Annotated in this window: 26 protein-coding genes; 19 read left to right on the top strand and 7 right to left on the bottom strand. The window is 68.0% G+C overall.

The window, feature by feature from the left end; translation table 11 throughout:
• The first annotated feature begins 249 nt into the window (after positions 1-249).
• The 4 genes from QH196_RS20525 to QH196_RS20510 all read left to right on the top strand — a co-directional run bounded on the left by QH196_RS20525 (position 250) and on the right by QH196_RS20510 (position 2,322).
• The gene (locus QH196_RS20525) at positions 250-495 is read left to right on the top strand and encodes a hypothetical protein (RefSeq protein ID WP_280417427.1); all 246 of its coding nucleotides are present in this window, start codon (positions 250-252) and stop codon (positions 493-495) included.
• A 138-nt stretch (positions 496-633) separates the two neighbouring features.
• Positions 634-1,152, top strand: coding sequence for a DUF2599 domain-containing protein (locus QH196_RS20520; protein WP_280417426.1), 519 nt, complete (start codon positions 634-636; stop codon positions 1,150-1,152).
• A gap of 21 nt (positions 1,153-1,173) precedes the next feature.
• Positions 1,174-1,833: an SDR family oxidoreductase gene (locus QH196_RS20515; RefSeq protein ID WP_280417425.1), complete on the top strand. Its 660-nt coding sequence runs from the start codon at positions 1,174-1,176 to the stop codon at positions 1,831-1,833.
• A gap of 261 nt (positions 1,834-2,094) precedes the next feature.
• Positions 2,095-2,322, top strand: a complete 228-nt coding sequence (locus QH196_RS20510; RefSeq protein ID WP_033243110.1) for a hypothetical protein — start codon at positions 2,095-2,097, stop codon at positions 2,320-2,322.
• Positions 2,323-2,408: 86 nt separating this feature from the next.
• Here QH196_RS20510 and QH196_RS20505 read toward each other — a convergent pair whose 3' ends face one another.
• Positions 2,409-3,296, bottom strand: a complete 888-nt coding sequence (locus QH196_RS20505) for a helix-turn-helix domain-containing protein (RefSeq protein ID WP_280417424.1) — start codon at positions 3,294-3,296, stop codon at positions 2,409-2,411.
• Positions 3,297-3,379: 83 nt separating this feature from the next.
• Positions 3,380-3,598: a DUF397 domain-containing protein gene (locus QH196_RS20500; RefSeq protein ID WP_280417423.1), complete on the bottom strand. Its 219-nt coding sequence runs from the start codon at positions 3,596-3,598 to the stop codon at positions 3,380-3,382.
• A gap of 361 nt (positions 3,599-3,959) precedes the next feature.
• Here QH196_RS20500 and QH196_RS20495 point away from each other — a divergent pair, with 361 nt between their 5' ends.
• From QH196_RS20495 to QH196_RS20485, 3 genes are all read left to right on the top strand, one after another.
• Positions 3,960-4,757, top strand: coding sequence for an SAM-dependent methyltransferase (locus QH196_RS20495; RefSeq protein WP_280417422.1), 798 nt, complete (start codon positions 3,960-3,962; stop codon positions 4,755-4,757).
• A 242-nt stretch (positions 4,758-4,999) separates the two neighbouring features.
• Positions 5,000-5,251 carry a hypothetical protein gene (locus tag QH196_RS20490; RefSeq protein WP_280417421.1) on the top strand — a complete coding sequence of 84 codons (252 nt, stop codon included), beginning with the start codon at positions 5,000-5,002 and terminating at the stop codon, positions 5,249-5,251.
• Positions 5,252-5,377: 126 nt separating this feature from the next.
• Positions 5,378-5,812: a CBS domain-containing protein gene (locus tag QH196_RS20485; RefSeq protein ID WP_280417420.1), complete on the top strand. Its 435-nt coding sequence runs from the start codon at positions 5,378-5,380 to the stop codon at positions 5,810-5,812.
• Between the two features lie 6 nt (positions 5,813-5,818).
• On the opposite strand, the gene QH196_RS20480 is transcribed toward QH196_RS20485, so the two are convergent.
• Positions 5,819-6,238 carry a pyridoxamine 5'-phosphate oxidase family protein gene (locus tag QH196_RS20480; protein WP_280417419.1) on the bottom strand — a complete coding sequence of 140 codons (420 nt, stop codon included), beginning with the start codon at positions 6,236-6,238 and terminating at the stop codon, positions 5,819-5,821.
• A gap of 158 nt (positions 6,239-6,396) precedes the next feature.
• Here QH196_RS20480 and QH196_RS20475 point away from each other — a divergent pair, with 158 nt between their 5' ends.
• From QH196_RS20475 to QH196_RS20460, 4 genes are read left to right on the top strand one after another with little or no spacing between them, the layout of a single operon-like run.
• A complete protein-coding gene (locus QH196_RS20475; RefSeq protein WP_280417418.1) occupies positions 6,397-7,677 on the top strand; it encodes an aminotransferase class V-fold PLP-dependent enzyme in 1,281 nt (426 codons plus the stop codon).
• Positions 7,674-8,963: a heavy-metal-associated domain-containing protein gene (locus QH196_RS20470; protein ID WP_280417417.1), complete on the top strand. Its 1,290-nt coding sequence runs from the start codon at positions 7,674-7,676 to the stop codon at positions 8,961-8,963. Before QH196_RS20475 ends, QH196_RS20470 begins: the two co-directional genes overlap by 4 nt.
• A gap of 2 nt (positions 8,964-8,965) precedes the next feature.
• Positions 8,966-10,462 carry a decarboxylase gene (locus tag QH196_RS20465; protein ID WP_280417472.1) on the top strand — a complete coding sequence of 499 codons (1,497 nt, stop codon included), beginning with the start codon at positions 8,966-8,968 and terminating at the stop codon, positions 10,460-10,462.
• Complete coding sequence (locus tag QH196_RS20460; protein ID WP_280417416.1) at positions 10,459-11,772, top strand: pyridoxal-phosphate dependent enzyme; 1,314 nt, start codon at positions 10,459-10,461, stop codon at positions 11,770-11,772. The genes QH196_RS20465 and QH196_RS20460 overlap by 4 nt, the downstream gene beginning before the upstream one ends.
• Before the next feature lie 9 nt (positions 11,773-11,781).
• On the opposite strand, the gene QH196_RS20455 is transcribed toward QH196_RS20460, so the two are convergent.
• The gene (locus QH196_RS20455) at positions 11,782-12,459 is read right to left on the bottom strand and encodes a phosphatase PAP2 family protein (protein WP_280417415.1); all 678 of its coding nucleotides are present in this window, start codon (positions 12,457-12,459) and stop codon (positions 11,782-11,784) included.
• Between the two features lie 237 nt (positions 12,460-12,696).
• Here QH196_RS20455 and QH196_RS20450 point away from each other — a divergent pair, with 237 nt between their 5' ends.
• From QH196_RS20450 to ligD, 7 genes are all read left to right on the top strand, one after another.
• Positions 12,697-13,029 carry a DUF6191 domain-containing protein gene (locus tag QH196_RS20450; protein WP_280417414.1) on the top strand — a complete coding sequence of 111 codons (333 nt, stop codon included), beginning with the start codon at positions 12,697-12,699 and terminating at the stop codon, positions 13,027-13,029.
• A 69-nt stretch (positions 13,030-13,098) separates the two neighbouring features.
• The gene (locus tag QH196_RS20445; RefSeq protein WP_280417413.1) at positions 13,099-13,722 is read left to right on the top strand and encodes a TetR/AcrR family transcriptional regulator; all 624 of its coding nucleotides are present in this window, start codon (positions 13,099-13,101) and stop codon (positions 13,720-13,722) included.
• A 46-nt stretch (positions 13,723-13,768) separates the two neighbouring features.
• Positions 13,769-13,999 carry a hypothetical protein gene (locus QH196_RS20440; RefSeq protein ID WP_280417412.1) on the top strand — a complete coding sequence of 77 codons (231 nt, stop codon included), beginning with the start codon at positions 13,769-13,771 and terminating at the stop codon, positions 13,997-13,999.
• A 21-nt stretch (positions 14,000-14,020) separates the two neighbouring features.
• Positions 14,021-15,127, top strand: a complete 1,107-nt coding sequence (locus QH196_RS20435) for an SPFH domain-containing protein (RefSeq protein ID WP_280417411.1) — start codon at positions 14,021-14,023, stop codon at positions 15,125-15,127.
• Positions 15,128-15,151: 24 nt separating this feature from the next.
• Positions 15,152-15,538, top strand: coding sequence for a cold shock domain-containing protein (locus tag QH196_RS20430; RefSeq protein ID WP_280417410.1), 387 nt, complete (start codon positions 15,152-15,154; stop codon positions 15,536-15,538).
• A 107-nt stretch (positions 15,539-15,645) separates the two neighbouring features.
• The gene (locus QH196_RS20425) at positions 15,646-16,731 is read left to right on the top strand and encodes an ATP-dependent DNA ligase (RefSeq protein WP_280417409.1); all 1,086 of its coding nucleotides are present in this window, start codon (positions 15,646-15,648) and stop codon (positions 16,729-16,731) included.
• Positions 16,728-17,738 carry a non-homologous end-joining DNA ligase gene (gene ligD / locus QH196_RS20420; RefSeq protein ID WP_280417408.1) on the top strand — a complete coding sequence of 337 codons (1,011 nt, stop codon included), beginning with the start codon at positions 16,728-16,730 and terminating at the stop codon, positions 17,736-17,738. The genes QH196_RS20425 and ligD overlap by 4 nt, the downstream gene beginning before the upstream one ends.
• 310 nt (positions 17,739-18,048) lie before the next feature.
• On the opposite strand, the gene QH196_RS20415 is transcribed toward ligD, so the two are convergent.
• The 3 genes from QH196_RS20415 to QH196_RS20405 form a co-directional block, all read right to left on the bottom strand.
• Positions 18,049-18,819: a hypothetical protein gene (locus QH196_RS20415; RefSeq protein ID WP_280417407.1), complete on the bottom strand. Its 771-nt coding sequence runs from the start codon at positions 18,817-18,819 to the stop codon at positions 18,049-18,051.
• Between the two features lie 172 nt (positions 18,820-18,991).
• Complete coding sequence (locus tag QH196_RS20410) at positions 18,992-19,657, bottom strand: TetR/AcrR family transcriptional regulator (protein WP_432279519.1); 666 nt, start codon at positions 19,655-19,657, stop codon at positions 18,992-18,994.
• The gene (locus QH196_RS20405) at positions 19,647-20,792 is read right to left on the bottom strand and encodes an acyl-CoA dehydrogenase family protein (protein ID WP_280417406.1); all 1,146 of its coding nucleotides are present in this window, start codon (positions 20,790-20,792) and stop codon (positions 19,647-19,649) included. Before QH196_RS20405 ends, QH196_RS20410 begins: the two co-directional genes overlap by 11 nt.
• A gap of 197 nt (positions 20,793-20,989) precedes the next feature.
• On the opposite strand from QH196_RS20405, the gene QH196_RS20400 reads away from it, so the two are divergent.
• A complete protein-coding gene (locus QH196_RS20400) occupies positions 20,990-22,420 on the top strand; it encodes an SDR family NAD(P)-dependent oxidoreductase (protein WP_280417470.1) in 1,431 nt (476 codons plus the stop codon).
• Positions 22,421-22,436: the final 16 nt, after the last annotated feature.

The raw sequence follows: 22,436 nt of genomic DNA, 5'->3' as shown, positions 1-22,436 counted from the left end.
CGGCACCGCAGTGACAAGCGCCCCTGCGATACCGCTCGTACCGGGCACCGGCCGGGATCGCGGCCGCCACCGGCTGCCGTAACGGTTCAGCCGGGTCGCGGGGGCGCTTCGTGACTCCGCCCGAGGTGACCCGGCACATGCTGTGAATCACCCAGACCCGATTCCGGAACATGTTCTCACCCATGGTCGGGACTTAGGGTTACACACAACGGCGTCGGCGGTGACGCTGCCCGGAAGGAGGCGTGAATCGTGGACGCTACGGCACCGGCCACGGCCGAACGCGACAACAACAGTCGCGACCACCTCACCCGCCGGGTGACGGTCTACTTCGACGGCCCGGCACCCGACAATGCCCTCGTCCTGGAATACGCGGCAACCAATGCCGAGGCCTGGGAGTTCACCTCCGCGGCCGTCCATGCGGGACTCACGGTCACCGTGGACAGCAAGATCAGGCCCGGCCTGCGCCGGCTACCGTGCCACACCCTGTGGCGCTGATCTGCTGCGAACCGCACTCCCCGTGCAGCCCGGAAACCCGCGGCGCACGCGGCGGCCTCCCCCCTTTTCCACGGCCCCGGCCTCTAAGCTCGGAAGCACCGGCGCAACGTACCGCCGGAACCGACCGCAGGAGCGTCCATGCCGACCGACCCCACCTCCCGTGTGGCCGGTTCGTTCGCTCTCCTGTGCGCGGCGCTGCTCACCGGCTGCGGTTCTCCGGACCCACCGGAGCCAGGGGATATCGCGGCAGCCGAAACCACGACTGCGTCCCCGACGACCGTGCGTCCGACCGGGTCACCGGCGGCGACCGTCGCACGCACGCCGGCTCCGGCCGTCGACCCGTACGCCGGGATGCCGTTGATCGACCGGCTGGAATGGACCTCGAATATCGATGGTCCCCGGCTCATGGTCTATCCGACCCGATCCGGCCGCGACACCACCTTTCCCGGCGCCGCGCAACGCGCCTGGCAGGAAATCGATACGCTCGACCCGGCCGCGGATACCCCCGGAATGTGGGATCAGTTCCGCTGCCATTGGGAGTGGGCGCGGCTCATCGCGCCCGATAAACCCAGCTGGAATCTGGAACCCTGGCGTCCGCCGGTGGGCTACGACGCGACCGTCGGCGCCGCCTGCAATCCCGGCGGGCCCGAACGCTGAGATATGAGAGAGGAGCCCGGTATGCGCATCGTCATCGCCGGCGGACACGGCAAGATCGCCCTACTGCTCGCCGAGCGGCTCACCGGCCGGGGACACAGCGCGATCGCTTTGATCCGCAACCCGGCGCACGCCTCCGAGGTCTACGCCACGGGCGCCGAACCGGTGGTCTTGGATCTCGAACAGGCAGTGGTAACCGATCTCGCCGCGACCCTGCAGGGCGCCGACGCCACGGTGTTCGCCGCCGGCGCCGGGCCGGGCAGTAGCGCGGCCCGCAAATACACCGTGGATCGGGATGGCTCGGTTCTGCTGGCCGAAGCCGCCGAACGAGTGGGCACCCGGCGGTTCGTGCAGATCTCGGCCATGGGAACCGGTCTTGCACCGGCACCGGGCACCGATGAAGTGTGGGCCGCCTATATCGAGGCGAAAACACAGGCCGAGGACGATCTGCGCAGCCGCGACCTGGATTGGACCATTCTGCGCCCGGGCCGGCTCACCGACGGCCCCGGCACGGGTTCGGTCACCCTCGCGCCACCCCGGATCGGCCGCGGTGATATTTCCCGTGCCGATGTCGCCGATGTCGTCGTCGCATTACTCGATGCCGGGCACACTGCCGGTCATACTCTGGAACTGGTCTCCGGTGACACCCCGATCGAGGCGGCGGTCGCCGCCCTGGCGGACTGACAAGATCATCCGAAAACCGTTACGACACAATGAATCGATCGTGCAGATGTACTTGCATTTGAAAGCACTACCGACCTAGACTCATCCCACACCGCTATACAGGGGAAAACAAGGGGAGGCCGCGTGAGTGAGCCGACGACAACATTCGCCAGTGGTTTACTGCCACAGCTGCGGGACAGCCCGGCGGGTCCGAACCGTTTCGGTAGCAGCACAACCCGAATGGATCCTGTCCCGATAAGCAAGCCGGCGAACGGTATTGATATGAGTACATTCGGCGTCCGCGACGGCAGTCTCCGCGCCGGTTCGTCCCGGGAGACCGCCGTCGAGTTCGTAATCGACGCAATCGAATCCACCGGCGCAGCGACACGTGACGATTTCGATATCGACCAGATCGTCACCACGGTGCACGCGCTGTCCGACGACTGGGATTTCCGGTCGCTGCAACCGGATACCTTCTGGCGCGTGGCGTCCACATTCATCCGGGCCTGACGGGCACCGTAATCCACCGTCTCGGCGGCTCGGCGCCGGGGCGGTCCGGAAATCCGCCCGCCCCTCCGCCGGCTATTCGCCTGGTATTACAGGCCTTTCGTGTATTCGGCGATAATCGCCCGGGAATTCTCCGGCGTCGCGGCCTGCACACTCAACCGGTCCATCACCGAGAGGTACAGTGCCAAATCCTCGCGCCGATCCAGATACAGCGCGCTCGTCAACTGCTCCAGATACACGATATCGGGCAGATCCGGCTCGGCGAAACGCAGAATGGTGAAAGAGCTTCCCGCCGCGGGATGTTCACCGGCGGAGAACGGGACGACCTGAATGGTGACGTTCGGCAACCGGGTCAGATCGAGCAGATGTTCCATCTGCGCTCGGTGCACTTCGGGACCGCCGACAGGGCGATGCAGAGCAGCCTCGTCGATCACCGCCCAGACAACCGGCGGATCGTTCCGGTGCAGAATCTCCTGCCGGCGCTGCCGGAAAGCCACCCGCCGATCGGTATCGGCGTCCTCGTAACCCAGCGTCACCACCGCACGCGCATAATCGGGGGTCTGCAAAAGCCCCGGTACCAAATGCGATTCGTAGGTGCGGATCTTGCTCGCGGCCTGCTCCAGGCCCAGATACTGCCCGAACCAGGATGGCAGCAGATCGCCGTAGCGGTGCCACCATCCCGGTTCGTTGGCTTTGCGCGCGAGATCGAGAAAACTCTCGCGCTCTTCGGGATCGGTGATGCCGTACAGCGTCAGCAGGTCCCGGATATCGCGTTCTTTGAAACTCGACCGGCCCAGTTCGAGCCGGCTGATCTTGGCATGCGAGCCGCGGATGGCCTCACCCGCGGCCTCGCGGGTGATTTTCTTGCTCTCACGTAGTTTCCGTAGCTGGCCGCCCAGAGCGATGCGTAGGACCGTCGGGCCACGTTCCGCCTCGACGGGTTGCCTGCCGCCACGATTCCCGGGCTCTGCGATCATGGAGTCGTCTCCGCTTTCGGGTTAACCCACAGTGCGCCACAATGCTTTCCCCGGCGCACCACGCCGACGGCCCATGCTACCTCTCATACAGCCAGATCGTCGAACTCTCCGGCTTTCGCGCCCTGCAGGAACGCCTCGATCTCCGGGCGGGTATAGAAGAGCACACCGCCGTCGGGGAAACGCGAATTACGCACGGCCACCAGGTTGCCGGCCGCTTCGGCGAACTCGACACAGTTCCCGCTCGGATTGCTGAAGGTGCTCTTGCGCCAAGCTCCGACCACCCGATTGGTTACTTCCGACATAGGACCTACTCCTTGCTCATGGTTGCTGACACCACTCGTCGCATACCGCCGGTCCTTACAGATGCACTCGCAAGTGTTCTTGCATCTGCACCGACATCAGGACGATAGCACGAAGTTCGCCGACGCGCCCCCACGAGCCTCCGGGCGCCCCGCACCGCCCCCGGCGCAACCCTTGCCGGCGCCGCCGGAACCGGCCTCGCCGCAGGTGGGCACCGCACGATCCGCTGGGGCCGCGCGCCTGCCCGGAGCCCGCCGACGAGCCTTGTACTGTCGCAAACCGACACCGGTTCCACCAGCCCCGAGAGCCGGCCGCGGCGCATCCTCCGGCACGCTTCCGGCCCGTATCGCCCAGGAGTCCGCCATGTCCGACGAGCACCAGCGCGCCATCCGCACCGATATCCCGCATCCCGCCCGGATCTGGAACTACTGGATGGGCGGCAGCGACTACTACGAGGTCGACCGGATCGCCGCAGACGCGGGCAGCGCCGTCTACCCCGGGATCACGACGCTGGCGGCGGAGTCACGCGAGTTCCTCGTCCGCGCTGTGCGATACCTGGCCGCCGAGAAGGGGATTCGCCAGTTCCTCGATATCGGCACCGGACTGCCCACCATGCAGAACACCCATGAGATCGCACAGCAGGTGGCACCGGAATCCAGGATCGTGTACGTGGACAACGACCCGGTCGTCCTGGCCCACGCCCGCACCCTGCTCACCAGCACCTCCGACGCGGGTGTCACCACCTATATCGACACCGACTACCACCACCCGGAGATCGTCGTGGCCGACGCCCGCCACATCCTGGACCTCACCCGGCCGGTGGCGGTGATGTTCATGGGCGTCCTCGGCCACACTCACAGCACTGCGGAGATGGGCCGCATCGTCCACACCGTCCTCGAATCGGCCACCGCCGGCAGCTACCTCGCACTCTGGGACGGTACCGATGACGACGGCGCCTACGTGCGGCTGTGCGCCGCGTCCGCCGATATCGGCGGTGAGCCCTATATACCGCGGCCGCAGTCGGAAATCCGTGCGCTCTTCGACGGTCTCGAGCTGGTCGAGCCCGGATTCACCGCGGTGAATCGGTGGTATCCCGGGAACTCCCCGGCCGGCGGCGACCGGCCGATTCCGGCGTACGGCGGTGTGGCACGCAAACCGTAGCCCGACCGAAAGCCCGACCGGCCCGCCGCCGGCGAGAAGTGCACTGCCACTGGGCAGATGCCCCACCGAAGGGGTGGATCGCGCCAGAATGATTTTTCGTATGTTGTTTGCAGATGTACTTGCATTTGTAAGCTACGGCGGCATAGACTCGCACCACCAAGAGGGGCGATACGCAGCATCTTCCGCTCGCTTCGCCGGACCGGAGTGTCGCCCCCGCACCATCGCACGTGAGGGGCAACCGAATGATCCAGCCATTCCGAAGTCCCCACCGGAACGCTGTCGGAAGCGTTCCCGGTACGCACCCCCTGGGGCACAATCCGGAACCCCTGCGCCACTTCGCCCCTGAGGCGGGCGCCGACTGCAGCGCCGAACCACCGGTACTCACCTACCGGCAGGCCCGCGCCATCCTGCGCATCCACGATGTCCACGGGCCCCAGTGCCGGCAATGGCTGGCCGCCGCGGCCTACCTGTCCGCGGGGCTGGACGACGAATAACTCCCGCGGGGCCGGCCGTTTCTTTCCCCAGCCGATACGCCGGCGTCCGGTCGATGCCGATTCGTGCTGGTATTCCTGTCCCGGCCGCGGGATTGTAGTAATCCCGCGCTCATGTGGATGGTGACCATGCGTATCGCCGAAATCCTCAACACCAAGGGCAGCGCCGTAGCGACCGTCCGGCCCGATACAGATATCCGCGCGTTACTGGCACTGCTCGCCGAACAGAACATCGGCGCCGCCGTCGTCTCCCCGGACGGCAACCGGATCGCCGGGATCGTCTCCGAGCGTGATGTCGTACGCGGCCTCCACCGATACGGCACGGCGCTGCTGGAATTCCCCGTCACCCGCATCATGACCACCGAGGTCCGGACCTGCAGCCCCGATGACCGGGTCGACGGGCTCCGGGGAATCATGACCGATCACCGGGTGCGCCATCTCCCCGTGGTCGACCGGGGCCGTCTCACCGGCATCGTCAGTATCGGCGATGTCGTCAAGAGCGCACTGTCCGAGCTCACCACCGAGCGGGAGCAGCTCGTCGGATACCTGCAGGGCGGGTACTGACTCGCCTCAGCCGAGATCCCCGGAAAGCCAGCGCTGCGGCCGCATCCGGACGATGACATGCTCCCCCAGCTCGGCCTCGGCAAAGGCCAGATAGCCCTCCACCTGATCCGGCGGAAGGTAACGCGCCACCATTTCGCGGTGCCGGGCATCCGGCATCGGCTCCACGGCGGTGACCGGGCCCTCCACGCTCACATAGCGGACCGACGGCTGCACCCGCTGCACCATCAGGCTGAACCGGCCCGCGGCGCGGATATGGCGCATCTTCACCGATTCCGGACCGGTGATCACCCACAGGTCCTCACCCGGCGTGTACTGGTACCAGATCGGGACCGTCAGCGGCCCCCGATCCGGGTCGGCGGAGACCGACAGGGCACCGATATGCGGTTCGGCCAGGAACGACTGTCGTTCTTCGGGAGTCAGCGGCATACGCGCACCCTAACGCGCACCCCCGACAAAACCGGGGAGGCGACGTCAGCACGCCGGCCGGTCCCCGAAACCGATTGCCTGCCAAAGGCACTGGGCGCGGACTGCCGTGATCGGTATCGTTGTGGCAGTCCGGCGAATCGGCGGAGGGAGCGAGCAGGATGCAGTCCTCCCTGCCCGGCCGGGATCACCCGGCCCACGCCCGCGCCGCCTCGGCCGGGACACTGCTCCCACCGCAGATACGGGAATCGTTTCCCGCACTGGCAGAGGCCGGCGAGGTGTACCTCGACAGTGCGGCCACCACACAGAAACCACACGCCGTCATCGAGACCGTACGGAAGTACCACGCGTCCGCGACGGCCAACGCGGCCCGCGGAACCTATCCGTGGGCAACCGCGCTCACCCAGCGGATCGCGTCGGTCCGGGCACATACCGCCCGGTTCGTCGGCGCCGCCCACCCCGACGAGATCGTCTTCACCGGCGGCGCGACTGCGGCCCTGAACGCCGTCGCGCTCTGCTGGGGGCTCACCGCCCTCCGCGACGGAGACGAGATCCTCTACAGTCCCCGCGACCACGCCGCCAACGTCCACCCCTGGTATCTCCTGCGCGACACCCTCGCCCGCTTCGGGCGGCGGATCGAGCTGGTGCCCTACCGGCTGACCGCAACGGGAACCGCCGACCTCGCCGATATTGCGGCAAAGGCCGGCCCGCGCACCCGGCTGGTCACCGTCACCCATCTACACCATGTATTCGGCACCGCCACTGTCCTGGGGGATATCCGTACTCTACTGCCCGAGCGGGTGCTGCTCTGCTACGACTGCAGCCAGAGCGGCGGTCATCTACCGGTCGATGTGGCCGCCCTGGCAGCCGATTTCGCGGTGTTCGCGGCGCACAAGATGTTCGCCGCGCCTGGCACCGGCGTCCTGTACTGCCACCGCCGGGTCCACCCGGAACTGCGCCCGTTCCTGCCCGGCGGAACCACAGACGTGCGGCTCACCGCAGGCGGGTTGGAATCCGGGCGGATGCCGGGGCTGCTCGAGGGCGGCACCCCGAACATTCCGGGCATCCTCGCCCTCGGCACCGCCCTCGAGGTTCTCGAGTCGTACGGGATGGACGCGGTCGCGGCCCACAACACCGCGTTGACGCATCGGTTGCTGACCGGCCTGCGTGCGGTCCGCGGAGTGGAGTTCCTGCCCGGCCCGGCGTACGGCGGGCACGATACCGGCCACGGCATCGTCTCGTTCACCCTCGACGGTATCTCCGCGGCCGATCTGGGTTTCGTGCTCGCCGAGTACGGCTTCCTGGTCCGCACCGGCGCGCACTGCGTCCCGGGTGGCGCCGCCGGTGACGGCGTACGGGTCAGCACCCAGATCTACACCGGTCCCGACGATATCGACCGTTTCACCGACCGTATCCGCGCCTTGGCCGAGGAGATCGCATGACCATCGAGACCGGCACATCCACCGGGAGTACCGAGACGGCGTCCCGCTACCACCGGCGTACCGCCGCGCAGATCCTGTCCGGGCTCGCCCGGCCCGGGCTCTTCGGTCCCACCGCGACGCGTCCTGCGCGGCGTTTCGAGTACACGGCGACCGAACTACAGCCCGAACCCGGCAGCCACCTCACCTTCTCGCAACGGCTGTATCTGGAACGGTTCATGCGGCCGTGCACCGCCGGCGAGGTCACCTCCGCGACCCATCGGATGACCTGGACCGATAGCGCCGGTATCCCCAACACCGGCTTCTATCGCGACGACGGGTTCGGGCCGCAGGTCCCCATCGCGGCCCGGGAGGCAGTGCTCGTGCTCTGGGAACAGATCGACGCCGAGGATGCGCTGGCCGGGCGTATCGCCGCGCTCGGGGCCGCGGCGCGGGATGTGCTGGCGGCCACCACCACCGATCACGAGCCGATCGATATCTTCCGGGTCGGCGTCGAATCCGCCGGGCGGGCGCTCGCCCAGCATGCGCTGCTCGCGGGCCGGACGCCGTACCCGTCCGCGGCCGAATTCGCGCGCGGGCTCCTCGATTCCGGGATCTTCACCGCGGTCGCGACCCGCTGGTTCTGGGAACTCCAGGCCTCGACCTATCGGCGCGGCATGATCCCGGTGCAGCTGCGGGTCACCGCCGACGGCACGGTGCGCTATCCGGAGCAGACGGTCGCGACCCTGCGGGCGATGAAGGACGCAACCATCGGCGACGCCCACCGCGTGATGCGCCGGGCCACCACGGAAGAGGGACTGTCCGTGGCCGAGGCCATCGCCCGCTACCACGACGATCTCGACCTCATCTCGCGCCAGTACGCGCTGCTACCGGCGGACGAACATCCGGTATGCCTGGCGGCGGTCCCCCACCGGGCCGGCGGGGAGAACTACAGCCTGCTTCCACTCGTCGCCCGGCGTTTCGTGGAAGTGTTCGACGACCTCGTGGCCCGGTGCGAACCGGTGGCGGCGCCGGCGGCCGCCGATGCCGCCGATGATACGCCCGTGGCCGCCGAGGACCGCGTCTTCTACGTACCCGATATGACCTGTAAACACTGTGTGCGAACCATCGGCGGTGTCTTGGAATCGATGGATATCCAGGTCGTGGATATCGACCTCGACAGTAAACAGGTGATCGCCGAATTCCGTAGCCCGCGAAACCGGGCCCGGGCCTTCGAAGCGCTGCGCGACGGCGGATACAACCCGGTGGACCGGCGGGAGGGCACGGCACCGGCGGATCCCGGACGGTGACGATGCGACCGACCACGCCGGATCCCGCTACCCGGGCCGCGGCCGAGAGTGCCCGGCCGCCTGCGTTACCGGCACGCTGGGATCCGCTGGTACAGGATTTCCTGGCGGACCGGGCAACGCTCGACCGGGTGATCGACCGGTTCGGGACACCGCTGCACCTGCTCTTCCCGCAGGTGTTCACCGATAACCTCGCCCGCTTGACGGCGGTACTCGACGCCGCAGCGGTGGGGCACCGGATCTGCTACGCGCACAAGGTGAATCGTTCGGCTGCCCTGGTGCGCACCGCCGCGGCACTGGGCACTTCCGTGGATGTGGCCTCGGCCGGGGAGCTGGAATCGGCCCGGCAGGCGGGGTTCACACCGGATCGGATAGAGGTCACCGGACCGAAAGGCGAGGTGTTCCTGCGAGCCTTGGCGGGCAGCGGGGTCACCGTCAATATCGACAACCAGTGGGAACTCGAAACCCTGGCCGGCCTCGCCCGCCCGGCGGCGCCCGTCCCGGTGCTGCTGCGGGTCAGTGGATTCCCCGACTCCCGCCCGAGCCGCTTCGGCATACCGGTGACATCCGTGGACCGTGCCCTCGATGTGCTCACGGCCAGTGGTGACCGGCTCGATTTCCGCGGGCTCGCCTTCCATCTCGATACCGGCGATATCGCGGAACGGCTGCGGGCCGCGGAGACCTGTTTCGATCTGCTCGAACAGGCGTACGCACGGGATCTGCTGCCGTCGGTGCTGAACATCGGCGGCGGCCTGCGTCAGGTTTTCACGGCCGACGAGCGCCGGTTCGACGAGTACGTGCACCGCCTGCGCGACGGCCTGAGTGGACGCGGGCCCCGGATGAGCTGGGGCGCCACTACGTTCGGATACCAGGTGGACGGTACCTCGGTGCGTGGTACGCCGGTCTTCCACAAATACGCCAATACCGTCACGGCCGGCGATATGCTCGCCGACCTGCTGGCCGCGCCGCTCGAAGGGCACGGTGGGCGCGGAATCGGCCGGGTCGCGGCGGACAACCTGCTCGAGATCTGGCTGGAACCGGGGAAGGCTCTCGCCGATCTGGCCGGAATCACGCTGGCCCGGGTCGAGTTCGTGAAGGAGTCCGCCGACGGTAGTGTGCTCGTCCACCTCGATCTGAGCCGGGATTCGGTGACCCCGTCGGATCAGGAGGTGATGGCCGACCCGCTGCTGTTACCCCGATATTCACCGGCTCCGGCCACCGCCCCGGTGGGCGTCTATCTGGCGGGACGACTGTGCCTGGAGCGCGACCTCGTCACGGCACACAAGATATGGCTGCCGTGGCTGCCCCGGCCGGGCGATCTCGTCGTATTCCCCAATACGGCCGCCTACCACTCCGATCTATCGGCCGCCACCGCGGCCATGCACCCCCCGGCGCACAAGGTCGCGATCGAGTGGCGGGACGGCACTTTCCGAGCGACACCGGACGCCGAGTTCCGCCCGATACCACCGGGCGGCGAATCACTATATCCCGAGGACTCGTGACGATCTATCAGCACATCACCGAACTGATCGGTGGAACTCCCCTGTTGCGCCTCGACCCGGCTGTCCACCGGCTCGACGGCGTCGACCTGTACGCGAAACTCGAATCGCATAATCCGTTCGGTTCGGTGAAGGACCGGGTCGCCTGGGCGATGCTGCGTGACGAGCTCGATACCGTACGCGCCGAGGGCCGGACCCTGATCGAGGCCTCCAGCGGAAACACCGCCAAGGCACTGCGTGTCCTGGGAGCGGTGCACGGTATCGGGCTGCGGGCCATGACCAACCGGATCAAGGTCGGCGAGGTACGCGATCTGCTCCGGCTTCTCGGCACCGAGATCGTCGAACTCCCCGGGCTGTCCGAATGCCCGGACCCCACCACCCCCGACGACGTCTATTCCGCGATCGAGAACGCCATGGCCGCGGAGCCGGAGCGATTCCGCCATCTGTCGCAGTACACGAGCGAAAAGAACATCGCCGCGCATCACGACGGTACCGGCCGGGAAATCCACGAAGATCTCGCCGCCGCCGGAATCGACCGCATCGACTACCTCATCGGCGGCCTGGGCACCACCGGGTCGAGCCGGGGCGCGGGAAGCTATCTGCGCACATCGCATCCCGAGCTGCGGACGGTGGCCGTGGTGTCCGACCGCGGCGATTTCATCCCCGGTATCCGGTCGGAACGGGAGATGTGGGAGGTGGGGCTGTTCCAGCCCGATTTCTACGACGAAATCGTCACCGTCGAATCCGGACCCGCGATCGAGGGCACCCTGGAACTCGCCGCCGGCTACGGCATCCTCGCCGGACCCACCAGTGGCGCGGCCTACACCGCCGCCCGCGAAGTCCTCGCGCGACCCACCCGCGGTGGGTCCGTGGTCGCCGTGGTCATCGTGTGCGATCGGCTCGAACCGTACCTGTCCTACATCCGGCAGCGGCGCCCGGAACTGTTCGGCCGCGATACCGGGCGCCGCGCCCCCGGGCCCGCGGAGATCGCCGAGGTGGCAGTACTCGGACCGGCCGAGCTCGCCGAGATGATCCGGGCGCAGCACACCGTGGTGGTCGATACCCGCGGCGCGATGGCCTACCGCATCGCGCATATACCGGGCGCGATCAACATCCCCGACGACCGGCTCACCGATCTGTTCGCGCACGGCACGCCGTTCTCGCGGGCACATCCGGTGGTGTTCACCTGCCCCACCGGCGATATCTCCCGGCAGTTCGCCGCCACCGCGCAGCAGACGGGGCATCTCGCCTACAGCCTCGACGGTGGGATCGCGGGCTGGCGGGCTGCCGGTTTCGAGCTGGAACGCGGGTAGTCCGGGGTCTCAGGCCGCGGTACCGGTGGTGGCCGCCGGCCGGGAAGCGGCCCGATCCGCGGCGACGGTGTCGCCGGGGCGTACGGATCGGGCGCTACGACGATGTATCAGCACACCGAGCAGTACCAGCAGCGCACCGAGCGACCAGCCGGCCAGGACATCGGTCGCCCAGTGCACACCCAGATAGACACGGGACAGGCCCACCAGGCCCACGAATACCGCGGCCAGCACCACCGTGATCCGCGCCGCGATCCGATGTCCGAACCGTAGGTAGCACAGCACCGCCAGCACACCGATCACCGCCGCCACACCGATGCTGTGCCCGGACGGGAACGCCGGGCTGTCGACCGTGACCAGCCGGCCGTCGAGAGGTGGACGGTCCCGGCCGATCAGATTCTTGGCCACCGGCACCAGGACGGCGGCCGCCGCGCCCACCCCCGCCACGAGCGCCGCATCCGTTCGCCGGCCACGCCACAGCAACCCCGCGCAGGCGGCCAGCGCCAGCATCCACATGACCGCCGACCCGCCCGCGTGCGTGATCACCACCGCGCCGGTGGTCAGCGGGTCGTCCCGTACGCCGAGGAACCACTCGTGTATCGCCGTATCGACCCCGGTCACGGCCCCGGAGAGCACCGATCCGGTCAGGGCGGCGAATGCGGCGAGCAGCAGCACAGCGAACAAGACCATACGTTTCACGATAACTGCTGGACATTTGCCACAAACCGGACACAGTGGCGTCCGGCTCGGATCTTTCCCGGCCCGATCTGCCGATACCGCGGAAGTGCGTACCGGCCCGGCCTGGCCGGGACCCCGCAGTTCCGCCGGGGTGGGCGGGTCCCCGAGTGGGCTATCGCGGCTGTCGCTGGATCCCGCGATGGGCGGCCGTGCCCGGCGAGCAGCGCGGACGGTGTCTATCGTGAACTCGTGGAACTCCTCTTCTTCGGTGCTCCGGGTTTCATGATGCTGCTGGGTGCGGCGGCAGCGGTCCGCTGGGTCTACACCCGGTTCCCGGCAACCGGACGCGCGCAGGCCGGGCATACCTCCACCCGCCTCGCGGCGGCAGGCGTCGAGGAGATCACGGCCTTCTGGTACGGCAGCAAACGCCGCGAACTCGACCAGCGGACGGAGCAGTCCATGCTGCGCGAGGACCACAGCGACAGTGCACCGCCGCGGGATCGGATCGACCTGGACCAGGGTCGTGCCGTACTGATCGCCCGGCCGCCGGGCCGCGACACCGATACCCGACCGGCCCGATAGTCCAGGTGACGGTCACCCGCCGCCGACCACCCGGCCGGATGGCAGGCGGCGGCAGATTACTGTGGACGGGTGCATGCAGACCAGCGATCGGACGACAGCGGGCCCCGGATCTGGGGCGGCACCACGCTTTCGGAGCGCCGGCAGGCACGGCGCACTGCGCTGCTCGAGGCGGCGCTCGATCTGATCGGTGAGGCCGGTGCGGGCGGGGTCACCATGCGGGCGGTGTGCCGCCGCGCCAACCTCACCGACCGGTACTTCTACGAAAGTTTCGCCAGCCGCGACGAATTGCTCGATGTGCTCTACCGGCAGACAGCCGAGGATTTCCTGGAACCGATGACCGCGTTCGCGGTGGCCGACGATTCCTCTCGCGATCGGGCGCTGTCGGAGGCGCTGGTGGACAAGGTACTCGACGACCCCCGCAAATCCCGCCTGTTCCTGGTCGAACCCTATTCCAGCACCGGCCTCGGCCAGACCACCATCTCGGTGATGCCCGCGTTCACCCGGCTCATCCAGGACCATCTCTTCGCCCGGATCGATGACCCCGTGCGGCGCCGGCTCGCGGCCGTCACCATGGCCAGCGGGAACGCCGGGATGTTCTCGGCCTGGTTGAACGGTTCGCTGCGGGCGACGCGCGAGGAGATCGTCGACCATCTGGTCGCGATGCTCGGCGCCTACCGCACGCTCTACCAGTAACCTCACGGAGGCGGAATCCACCGCACGGCTGGGAGGTTCGGGGAAATTGCAGGACGAAGTGGTCGGGTCGACGGGTAAGCTGATCTCGCCGATCCGCGGCCCCGGGATGCTGGGTGAGGTCCTGGTCGCCGTCCGAGGGGGAACCGAAGGCTACATCGCGCGGGCAACCGAAGCCATTGCGGCCGGGAGCACCGTGCTGGTCATCGCGGTCGATTCCGGCCGTATCGCCGATGTGGTGCCCTGGATACCCCTCGCCGCGGACCCGGCATCCGAGTAGGCGAACGCGAGGAGTCATACCGTGCTGGGTTATCACGTCCCGGACCCCGACGAGGCGATGCTGGTCAGCGGCGCCAGGAGCAGCGATGCGGCACCGTTCCGGGTGATCATCGGCCGCGGTTCCTGGGTTGTACCGTTCTTCCGCAAGGTCCGGTATCTGTCGCTGGCGATGTTCGAGGCCGAGATCTCCGAACGCTGCGTCACCAAACAGGCCATTCAACTGCAGGTGCGAGCGGTGATCGCCTTCAAGGTCGCCAACGACACCGCCTCGATCGTGAATGCCGCGCAACGTTTCCTCTCCGAACAGGAACAGGAGATGTCGGTGCTCACCGGGCGGATCTTCTCCGGCCATCTGCGGTCGATCGTCGGCTCGATGACGGTCGAGGAGATCATCCGCGAACGCCAGCGCCTCGCCGATGAGGTGCTGGTGGCCTCCAAGGTGGAGATGAGCAATATCGGCCTGTGGGTCGATTCCTTCCAGATCCAGTCCATCGACGACGGCGACCTCGGCTATATCTCCGCCCTGGCCGCACCGCACAACGCCGCCGTGCACCGCGACGCCCAGATCGCCAAATCGCAGGCGGCCCAGCGAGCGGCCGAAGCGGAACAGGAATCACTGCGTAAACAGGCCGAATACTCCCGCGAGACCTCGATCCTCAAGGCGAGCTACCAGCGCGATATCGACAAGGCCGAGGCAGAAGCCGCCGCGGCCGGTCCGCTGGCCGCGGCACTGGCCCAGCAGGAGGTGCTCAGCGCGCAGGCCGCACAGGCACGTAAGGAAGCCGAGCTGCGTGAACAGCAGCTGCAGGCCGAAGTGGTCAAACCCGCACAGGCCGAGGCAGACCGGGTCCGGATCCTGGCCGAGGCCGAGGCGAACCGAACGCGGATCCAGGCCGAGGCCGCGGCGTCGAACAACCGGATCGCGCTCGACCAGATGCTGATCGAACAGCTGCCGCTGATCGTGGAACAGGCCGCACGCGGGTTGTCGAATGCGAATCTGACCGTGCTCAACGGGCCCGACGGGGTCGGCGAACTGCTCAACGGCATGGTCGGGCAGGGGCTCACCGTGTTCAACTCCCTGCAAAAGGCGCTGATAACCGGCGATGAGGAAAAGCGGGATATAGAGTGACCGCGTAACTGCGGCGAGGAGCGTGTGGTGGCCAGCGGGAAATTGGTGTCGTTCGACGGATCGCGGGGATTCGGTTTCATCCGGCCCGAAGACGGTGGTCCCGATGTATTCGTCCACGTCAACGATATCGGCCTCGGCGAGGACGAACTGCGTCAGGGACGGATCTTCGAATTCGAGGTCACCGAGGGCGACCGCGGGCCGAAGGCGGTCAATCTCCGGTCACCGCGGGCAGCCGGGCCCCGCCCCGAACCGGCCGGTGGCGGCGGTTCCCCGCTCACCGCCGGCGAATACACGCGGCTGGTCACCGAACTGCTGCTCGACGCCTCCCCGGCGCTCACCGCCGGGGAGATCGTCGTGATCCGCGAACGTCTCACCGATTTCGCCGGCGTTCAGGGCTGGATCACGGACTGAGGCGCGAATCCGCCGACTTGTCGGCGGGAACTCCTATGCTCAGGGGCGATGAATCGGCGTCGGCCGCGACGTCGATACGGGTGAGGATCGACCCCCAGGAGGACCGCGTGGATCTACCGGTGATGCCGCCCGTCCGGCCCATGCTGGCCAAAACAGCGCCCGAGATCCCGCCCGGCCCCGGACTCAGCTATGAACCCAAATGGGACGGGTTCCGCTGCGTGGTCTTCCGCGACGGCGACGATATCGAACTCGGCTCCCGTAACGACCGGCCACTGACCAGGTATTTTCCCGAGGTCGCCGAATTGTTGAAGGCTGCGTTGCCCCAGCGCTGCGTGGTGGACGGGGAAATCGTGGTCGTCACCGAGCACGGGCTCGATTTCGATGTTCTGCAGCAGCGCCTGCATCCGGCGGCGTCGCGCGTCACCAAACTGGCCGCCGAGACACCGGCGAGTTTCGTCGCGTTCGACCTGCTCGCACTCGGCGACCGTGACCTGACCACCGCGCCGTTCACCGAACGCCGCGGACTACTCGAATCGATCCTGGATACCGCGCCGGGCCGGGTGCACCTCACCCCGCTCACCGGTGATCCGGCGCTGGCCCGGGACTGGTTCACCCGATTCGAGGGCGCCGGTTTCGACGGCGTGATGGTGAAGGCCGACGACCAGCCGTATCAGCAGAACAAACGGGTGATGATCAAGGTCAAGCACGAGCGCACGGCCGACTGTGTGGTCGCCGGATTCCGCTGGCACAAGGACGGCGCGGGAGTGGGATCGCTGCTGCTCGGCCTCTTCGACGACAAGGGCGGTCTGCACCACGTGGGGGTCGCCAGTAGTTTCACCGCCGCCCGCCGCAAAGAACTGGTCGACGAGCTCGCGCCCTACCGGGAGCACGCGCTGGACAACCACCCGTGGCGTGATTGGGCCGATGCCGCGGCGCAGGCCGCCTCCGGCGGTTCGATGCCCGGCGGGATCAGCCGGTGGAGTGGCGGTAAGGACCTGTCCTGGGAACCACTGCGTACCGAACTGGTGGCCGAGGTCCGGTACGAACATGTGCAGTCCGGCCGGTTCCGGCACGGCGGCCGGCTGGTCCGGTTCCGCGCCGACCGCACCCCCGAATCGTGTACCTACGCTCAGCTCGAGGAAGTGGCGCCCGCCGAACTGCACGAAATCTTCGGGACCCCGGTGGCGAAATGAGCGAATCCGTCGATATCGAGGTCGCGGGGCGGGTGCTGACCATCAGCAACCCCGGCAAGGTGTATTTCTCCCGCCGCGGCGAGACCAAACTCGATCTGGTGCGCTACTACCAGAGCGTCGGCGAGGCATTCCTGCGCGTGAACGGCGGGCGACCACTGCTGCTGGAGCGCTATCCCGACGGTGCGTCGGGGAAATCCTGGTTCCAGAAGCGGGTGCCGAAATCGGCGCCGGACTGGCTGCACACCGTCGAAGTGTCCACGCCGAACGGCACCACCAGCGATGCGCTGGTGGCCCACGATATGGCGCATGTGCTGTGGGCGGTGAACCAGGGCTGCCTGGGCTTCCACGTCTGGCCCAACCGTGCCGCGGAGCTGGGGGTCGCCGACGAGCTCCGGATCGATCTCGATCCCTCGCCCGGTATCGGCTTCGACGAACTGCGTTCCGCGGCGCTGCGTACCCGCGAACTGTGTACCGAACTCGGTATCGAGACATGGGTGAAGACCTCGGGTTCCCGCGGGCTGCACCTGTATATCGCGCTACAACCGCGCTGGGACGGTTACCAGGTGCGGGCCGCCGCCGTGGCGCTGGCGCGGGAACTGGAACGCCGGTTTCCGGACGAGATCACCGCCCACTGGTGGAAAGAGGAACGCGGCCGGCGAGTTTTCGTGGACTACAACCAGAACGCCCCGCACAAAACCGTTTTCGGGGCGTGGTGTGTGCGGCCGAAGGTCGGCGCCCAGGTGTCGACCCCGCTGCGCTGGTCCGAACTGGATACCGTCGTGCCCGAGGAGCTGACGATCGCGACCGTGCCGGCGCGGCTGGCCGACAGCGGCGATCCGTGGGCGGATCGCCCGCCGCAATCCATCGAACCGCTGCTGCAATGGTCCGAACGCGATCTGGCGGGCGGGCTCATGGACGCGCCGTGGCCACCGCAGTACCCGAAGATGCCGAACGAACCACCCCGGGTCCAGCCCAGCCGCGCCCGCAAACCGGATCCGGCCGGATAGTCCACGCGCCCGTCGGCCCGGGGCAGTTCATGAGCACGGCCGGGCGGGTCAGGGCCAGGCCGGCGCGCGCCGCAAATGCGGCTGCCGGTCGGCGTGGGCACCACCTCGCCGGGCACTCCGGACGGGCAGGTCACGGGCACTTCCGCACGGACGTCCCGGCGGGCCGGTCACGACCATCCCCGGACGGGCAGGTCAGGGTTACCCCAGACGGATCGATCACGGGCACGTCCGGACCATGGCCTGATCGGCCGTGGTCGTCCCCGCTCCGGGCGGACTCGGCGCGCGCCGACGGCGTCCGTCGGGGCTCGGTTCAGGAGACCCATAAGACCCAGGTGCCGTCTTCGCAGACCAGCGCCTGCCCCGCTGTGGTGCGGGCGGTAGCGCCCGCGCCGACAGTGCACTCCCCGCCCTCGTCACGTACCGCCGCATCGACCCGGTACGGCCCGGACCACTGATATCCGGTGACGGACCCGGTGCCGGCCAGGCAGAGCAGGGTGGTGCCGTCGGCGGCCGCCCCGATCAGGGCGGGCTCCGGGCAGGCCGTGTCCTGTTCGGCGGCGACCGGTGCCGCGACCGAGGGCCGGCTGGGCGGCGCCGGCGGGGCGCTGGGTGGTGCCGGGATCGAGACGGCGGTGGCACTTCCCACTGTGTTCTCGGGCGGACCACCTGCGGCGGCCTCCGATCCGGCGCTCACCCCTAGAGCATCGCCGACTCGGGCATACATATCGGATACGCGGTTATCGGGCAGCACGACGAATGCCACCAGCAATGCCGCCTCGAACGCGCCGAGCAGGAACGCGGCGAAGGCCATGAAGCGGCCGCGGGGATGGGTGAACGCGATCAGCCCGAATACGAGGGCGACCGGGAAGAGCAGAACCAGCGCCGCGACCAGCGCGACGACGGCGTACGGGTTGACGATCGGCCGGTCGGTGTCGAACGGCGAATCGTCGGGGTAGTCGAGATCCTCGGGTTCCTGTTGCGGTTCCGGCCGGCGCCGGCCCGCCCGCGCGGGTGGTTCGGCGTCACGGTCCCGCGGTACCTCCGGCCAGCGCTGCTCGCCCCAGCGCTGCGAATATGCCATGCGCGAATCCCTTCGAACTGTTGCCGGGGGAACCCGGAGCAGTCGACCCGCCCGGCATTGCGCCAAGAATAAGCGGGATCGGCCCGGCCGTTGCGGGAAACGGGAGTTGCCCGGATCACAGATGTCCAGCCGACACGCCGTGGTTTTCCATAACGAAATCCGACGCCGGCGGTTACTCCTCCCCGGTCACTCGCGGAAGGGAATCGGTGACGAGTGTGGTGAGAACATCGACCAGCAGTGCGTGCACCTGGTCGCGGGTCATCGTGCCGCGGGTGAGCCATTCGCGTCCGGCGACTTTCACCATCCCGCCGTAGGCCCGGACCATCGCCCGGCGCGGCTCCGCCGCCTCGTCGCCCGAGAGGCCGATCATCAGCAGCAGCCGCTGGGCTGCGGCATCGTCGGCGGCGTCCAGGATCTGCTGCACCTCGGGATCGTCGCCGACCCCTTCGTGACTGGTGACCTTCACCCAGGTGCTGCCGTGCTCGGAAATCGTATCGAGCAGCCATCCGACGCTGGCGTCGATCCGTTCCCGGGCGGTGCCCGCCGGAACTCGGAGGTCGTCGGGCCGGGGCAGGGTCACCATCCGGCGCACCACGGCGAGGTAAAGGTCGCGTTTGTTGCCGAAGTAGTGGTTGATCAGCCCGCGGGCCACCCCGGCGCGCTGCGCGAGTTCGGCGGTGGATACCGCGGCGTAGGGCCGCTCCCCGAACATTTCGATCGCCTTGGCCAGGATCTGGGCCCGGCGTTCGTCTGGTTCGAGGCGGCGCCGCCGGGCCGGCGCCCCGACCCCGTTCGTGACGGGGCCGGGGCCGGTGACGGATTCGAGGTCAGAGGCCACGGGCGATGAGATCCTTCATCACCTCATTGCTGCCCGCGAGGATCCGCAGCACGCGGGCACCGGTGTAGAGCTGCGAGATCGGGTATTCGGTCATGTATCCGTAGCCGCCGAACAGCTGTAGGCAGCGGTCCACGACGATGCCGAGCTGATCGGTGGACCAGTACTTGGACATGGCCGCGGTCTGGATATCGAGTTCACCCTTCAGGTGCCGGGTGAGGCAGTCGTCGAGGAAAACCCGGTTGGTGCGGGCGATGGTCGCGCATTCGGCCAGTTCGAACCGGGTGTTCTGCATGGCGAACAGCGGTTTGCCGAACGCTTCGCGGCCTTTCGTGTACTCGACGGTGAGCTCGACCGCGCGTTCCATCATCGCCACCGCCATGATCGCGGTGACCAGTCGCTCCTGGGCCAGCAGCTGCATCATCTGGTAGAAGCCCTGTCCCTCGACCCCGCCCAGCAGGTTCGCCGCCGGTACGCGCAGGCCGTCGAAGAACAGCTCCGCGGTGTCCTGCCCCTTCCCGCCGATCTTGGACAGGATCCGCCCCCGATTGAAGCCGAGAGTATCGTCGCTCACCTCCGCGAACAGCAGCGAGACCCCGGCCGCCCCCTTCTCGGGGTCGGTTTTGGCGGCGATGATGATGCCGTCGCACAGCCAGCCGTTGGAGATGAAGATCTTGGAGCCGGTGATCACGTATTCGTCGCCCTCGCGCACCGCGCGGGTTTTGATCGCCTGCAGATCCGAACCGGTGCCCGGTTCGGTCATCCCGATGGACAGGACCATATCGCCACTACATGCCTTGGGCAGGACGCGCTTCTTGAGCTCGTCGGAACCGAATTCGGCCAGGTACGGCGCGATGATCGAGCTGTGCACCGGGATGCCGAGGGCACCGTCGCCCGCGCGCACCTGCTCTTCGATGATGGCCGCCTCATGGGCGAAGGTGCCGCCACCGCCACCGTATTCCTCGGCCACCGCTGGACAGAGCAGGCCGAGTTCGCCGGCCCGCCGGTACAGCTGCCTGTCCGGATGGCCCTGTTCGATGAACCGCTCCTCGTGCGGCACCACTTCCTTTTCGAAGTAGGTGCGGGCGAGTTCCCGTACCGCCTCGACCTCGTCGTCGCTCCACGCGGGGCGTGCCATATCCGCATCCTTCGGTTCGTGATCATCAGCTCGGCACGGTGGGGTGCCGGATCTTTCGGGAACGACTTTCCCGCACTATTGGCGTGATGTCAACGAAGCGGGCGCGAGGGCGTTCGCGCCCGGTCGCAGGCCTGCTACCCAGCCTTGCCACAATGGTGGGCACGCTTTCCCAGCTCACGAAGGACATCCCCGCACCGATGGCCGCGACCAGCATCGATCCGAACGACCTCACCACCTGTCTGCGCGTACTCGAACAGGCAGGCCGGCTGGACCCCGGCCACCCGGACTCGGTCACGGTCCAGCGCGCCGTCGGCGGCATGTTCAAGGAGCTCAAACGGCAACGCCGCATCGCCGCCCGGCAGGCCAAACTCGCGGCCGATCGCGCGGTGGTCGCCGCGACCGCCACCGGGTCACCGAACCGGATCGACGACGAAACGGCCGGAATCCCGATCAGCTCGGCCACCACCGGGGCATCGGCCGGAACCCTGCTGCGGGCGCGCGGCTGCTATATCTGCAAAGAGAAGTACACCCGCGTCGACGCCTTCTACCACCAGCTCTGCCCCGACTGCGCCGCGCGCAGCCACGACCGCCGCGACGCCCGCACGGATCTGACCGGGCGCCGCGCACTGCTGACCGGTGGCCGCGCGAAGATCGGTATGTACATCGCACTGCGGCTGCTGCGCGACGGCGCGCACACCACCGTCACCACCCGGTTCCCCAACGATGCGATCCGCCGCTTCGCGGCCCAGCCCGACAGCGCCGACTGGCTGCACCGGCTGCGGATCGTCGGGATCGATCTGCGTGATCCCGCCCAGGTCGTGGCGCTCGCCGACGATGTGGCGGCCCAGGGGCCGCTCGATATCCTCATCAACAACGCCGCACAGACCGTTCGCCGCTCCCCCGGCGCCTACAGCGCCCTGGCCGCCGCCGAATCCGATCCACTGCCCGCCGGTGCACTCCCCGAAACGGTGACCTTCGGCCAGACCACCCGCGCCCATCCGACCGCCCTCACCGCCTCACTCACCCCCGGCCTCACCGGCGCCGATGTGGCCGAGCTGGCACTGGTGGCCGGTTCGGCCACACCGGACCGGATCACCCGCGGAGTCGCCATCGACGCCGGTGGCCTGGTGCCCGATCTGGCCCACACCAACAGCTGGGTGCATACGGTCGGCGAGGTCGATCCCACCGAACTGCTCGAAGTACAGCTGTGCAATTCGGTGGCACCGTTCATTCTGGTGTCGCGGCTGCGCCCGGCGCTGGCCGCGGCGCAAGCTCGCCGCAAGTATGTGGTGAACGTTTCGGCCATGGAGGGTCAGTTCTCCCGCCGCTACAAGGGTCCGGGGCATCCGCACACCAATATGGCCAAGGCGGCACTGAACATGCTGACCCGTACCAGCGCGGGTGAGATGTTCGAAGCCGACCGGATTCTGATGACCGCCGTCGATACCGGCTGGATCACCGACGAGCGGCCGCACTACACCAAGGTCCGGCTGGCCGACGAGGGTTTTCATGCTCCGCTGGACCTGGTGGACGGCGCGGCGCGGGTCTACGACCCGATCGTGCGCGGCGAAGCCGGTGAAGACCTCTACGGCTGCTTCCTGAAGGACTACCAGCCCTCCCCCTGGTGAATCCGGCGCAGCAATC

Source organism: Nocardia carnea (genome assembly GCF_029868325.1).
Classification (GTDB): Bacteria; Actinomycetota; Actinomycetes; order Mycobacteriales; family Mycobacteriaceae; genus Nocardia; species Nocardia carnea_C.
Note: the sequence above shows the minus strand (reverse complement) of the source record. Positions and strands in the feature narration are given on the sequence as shown.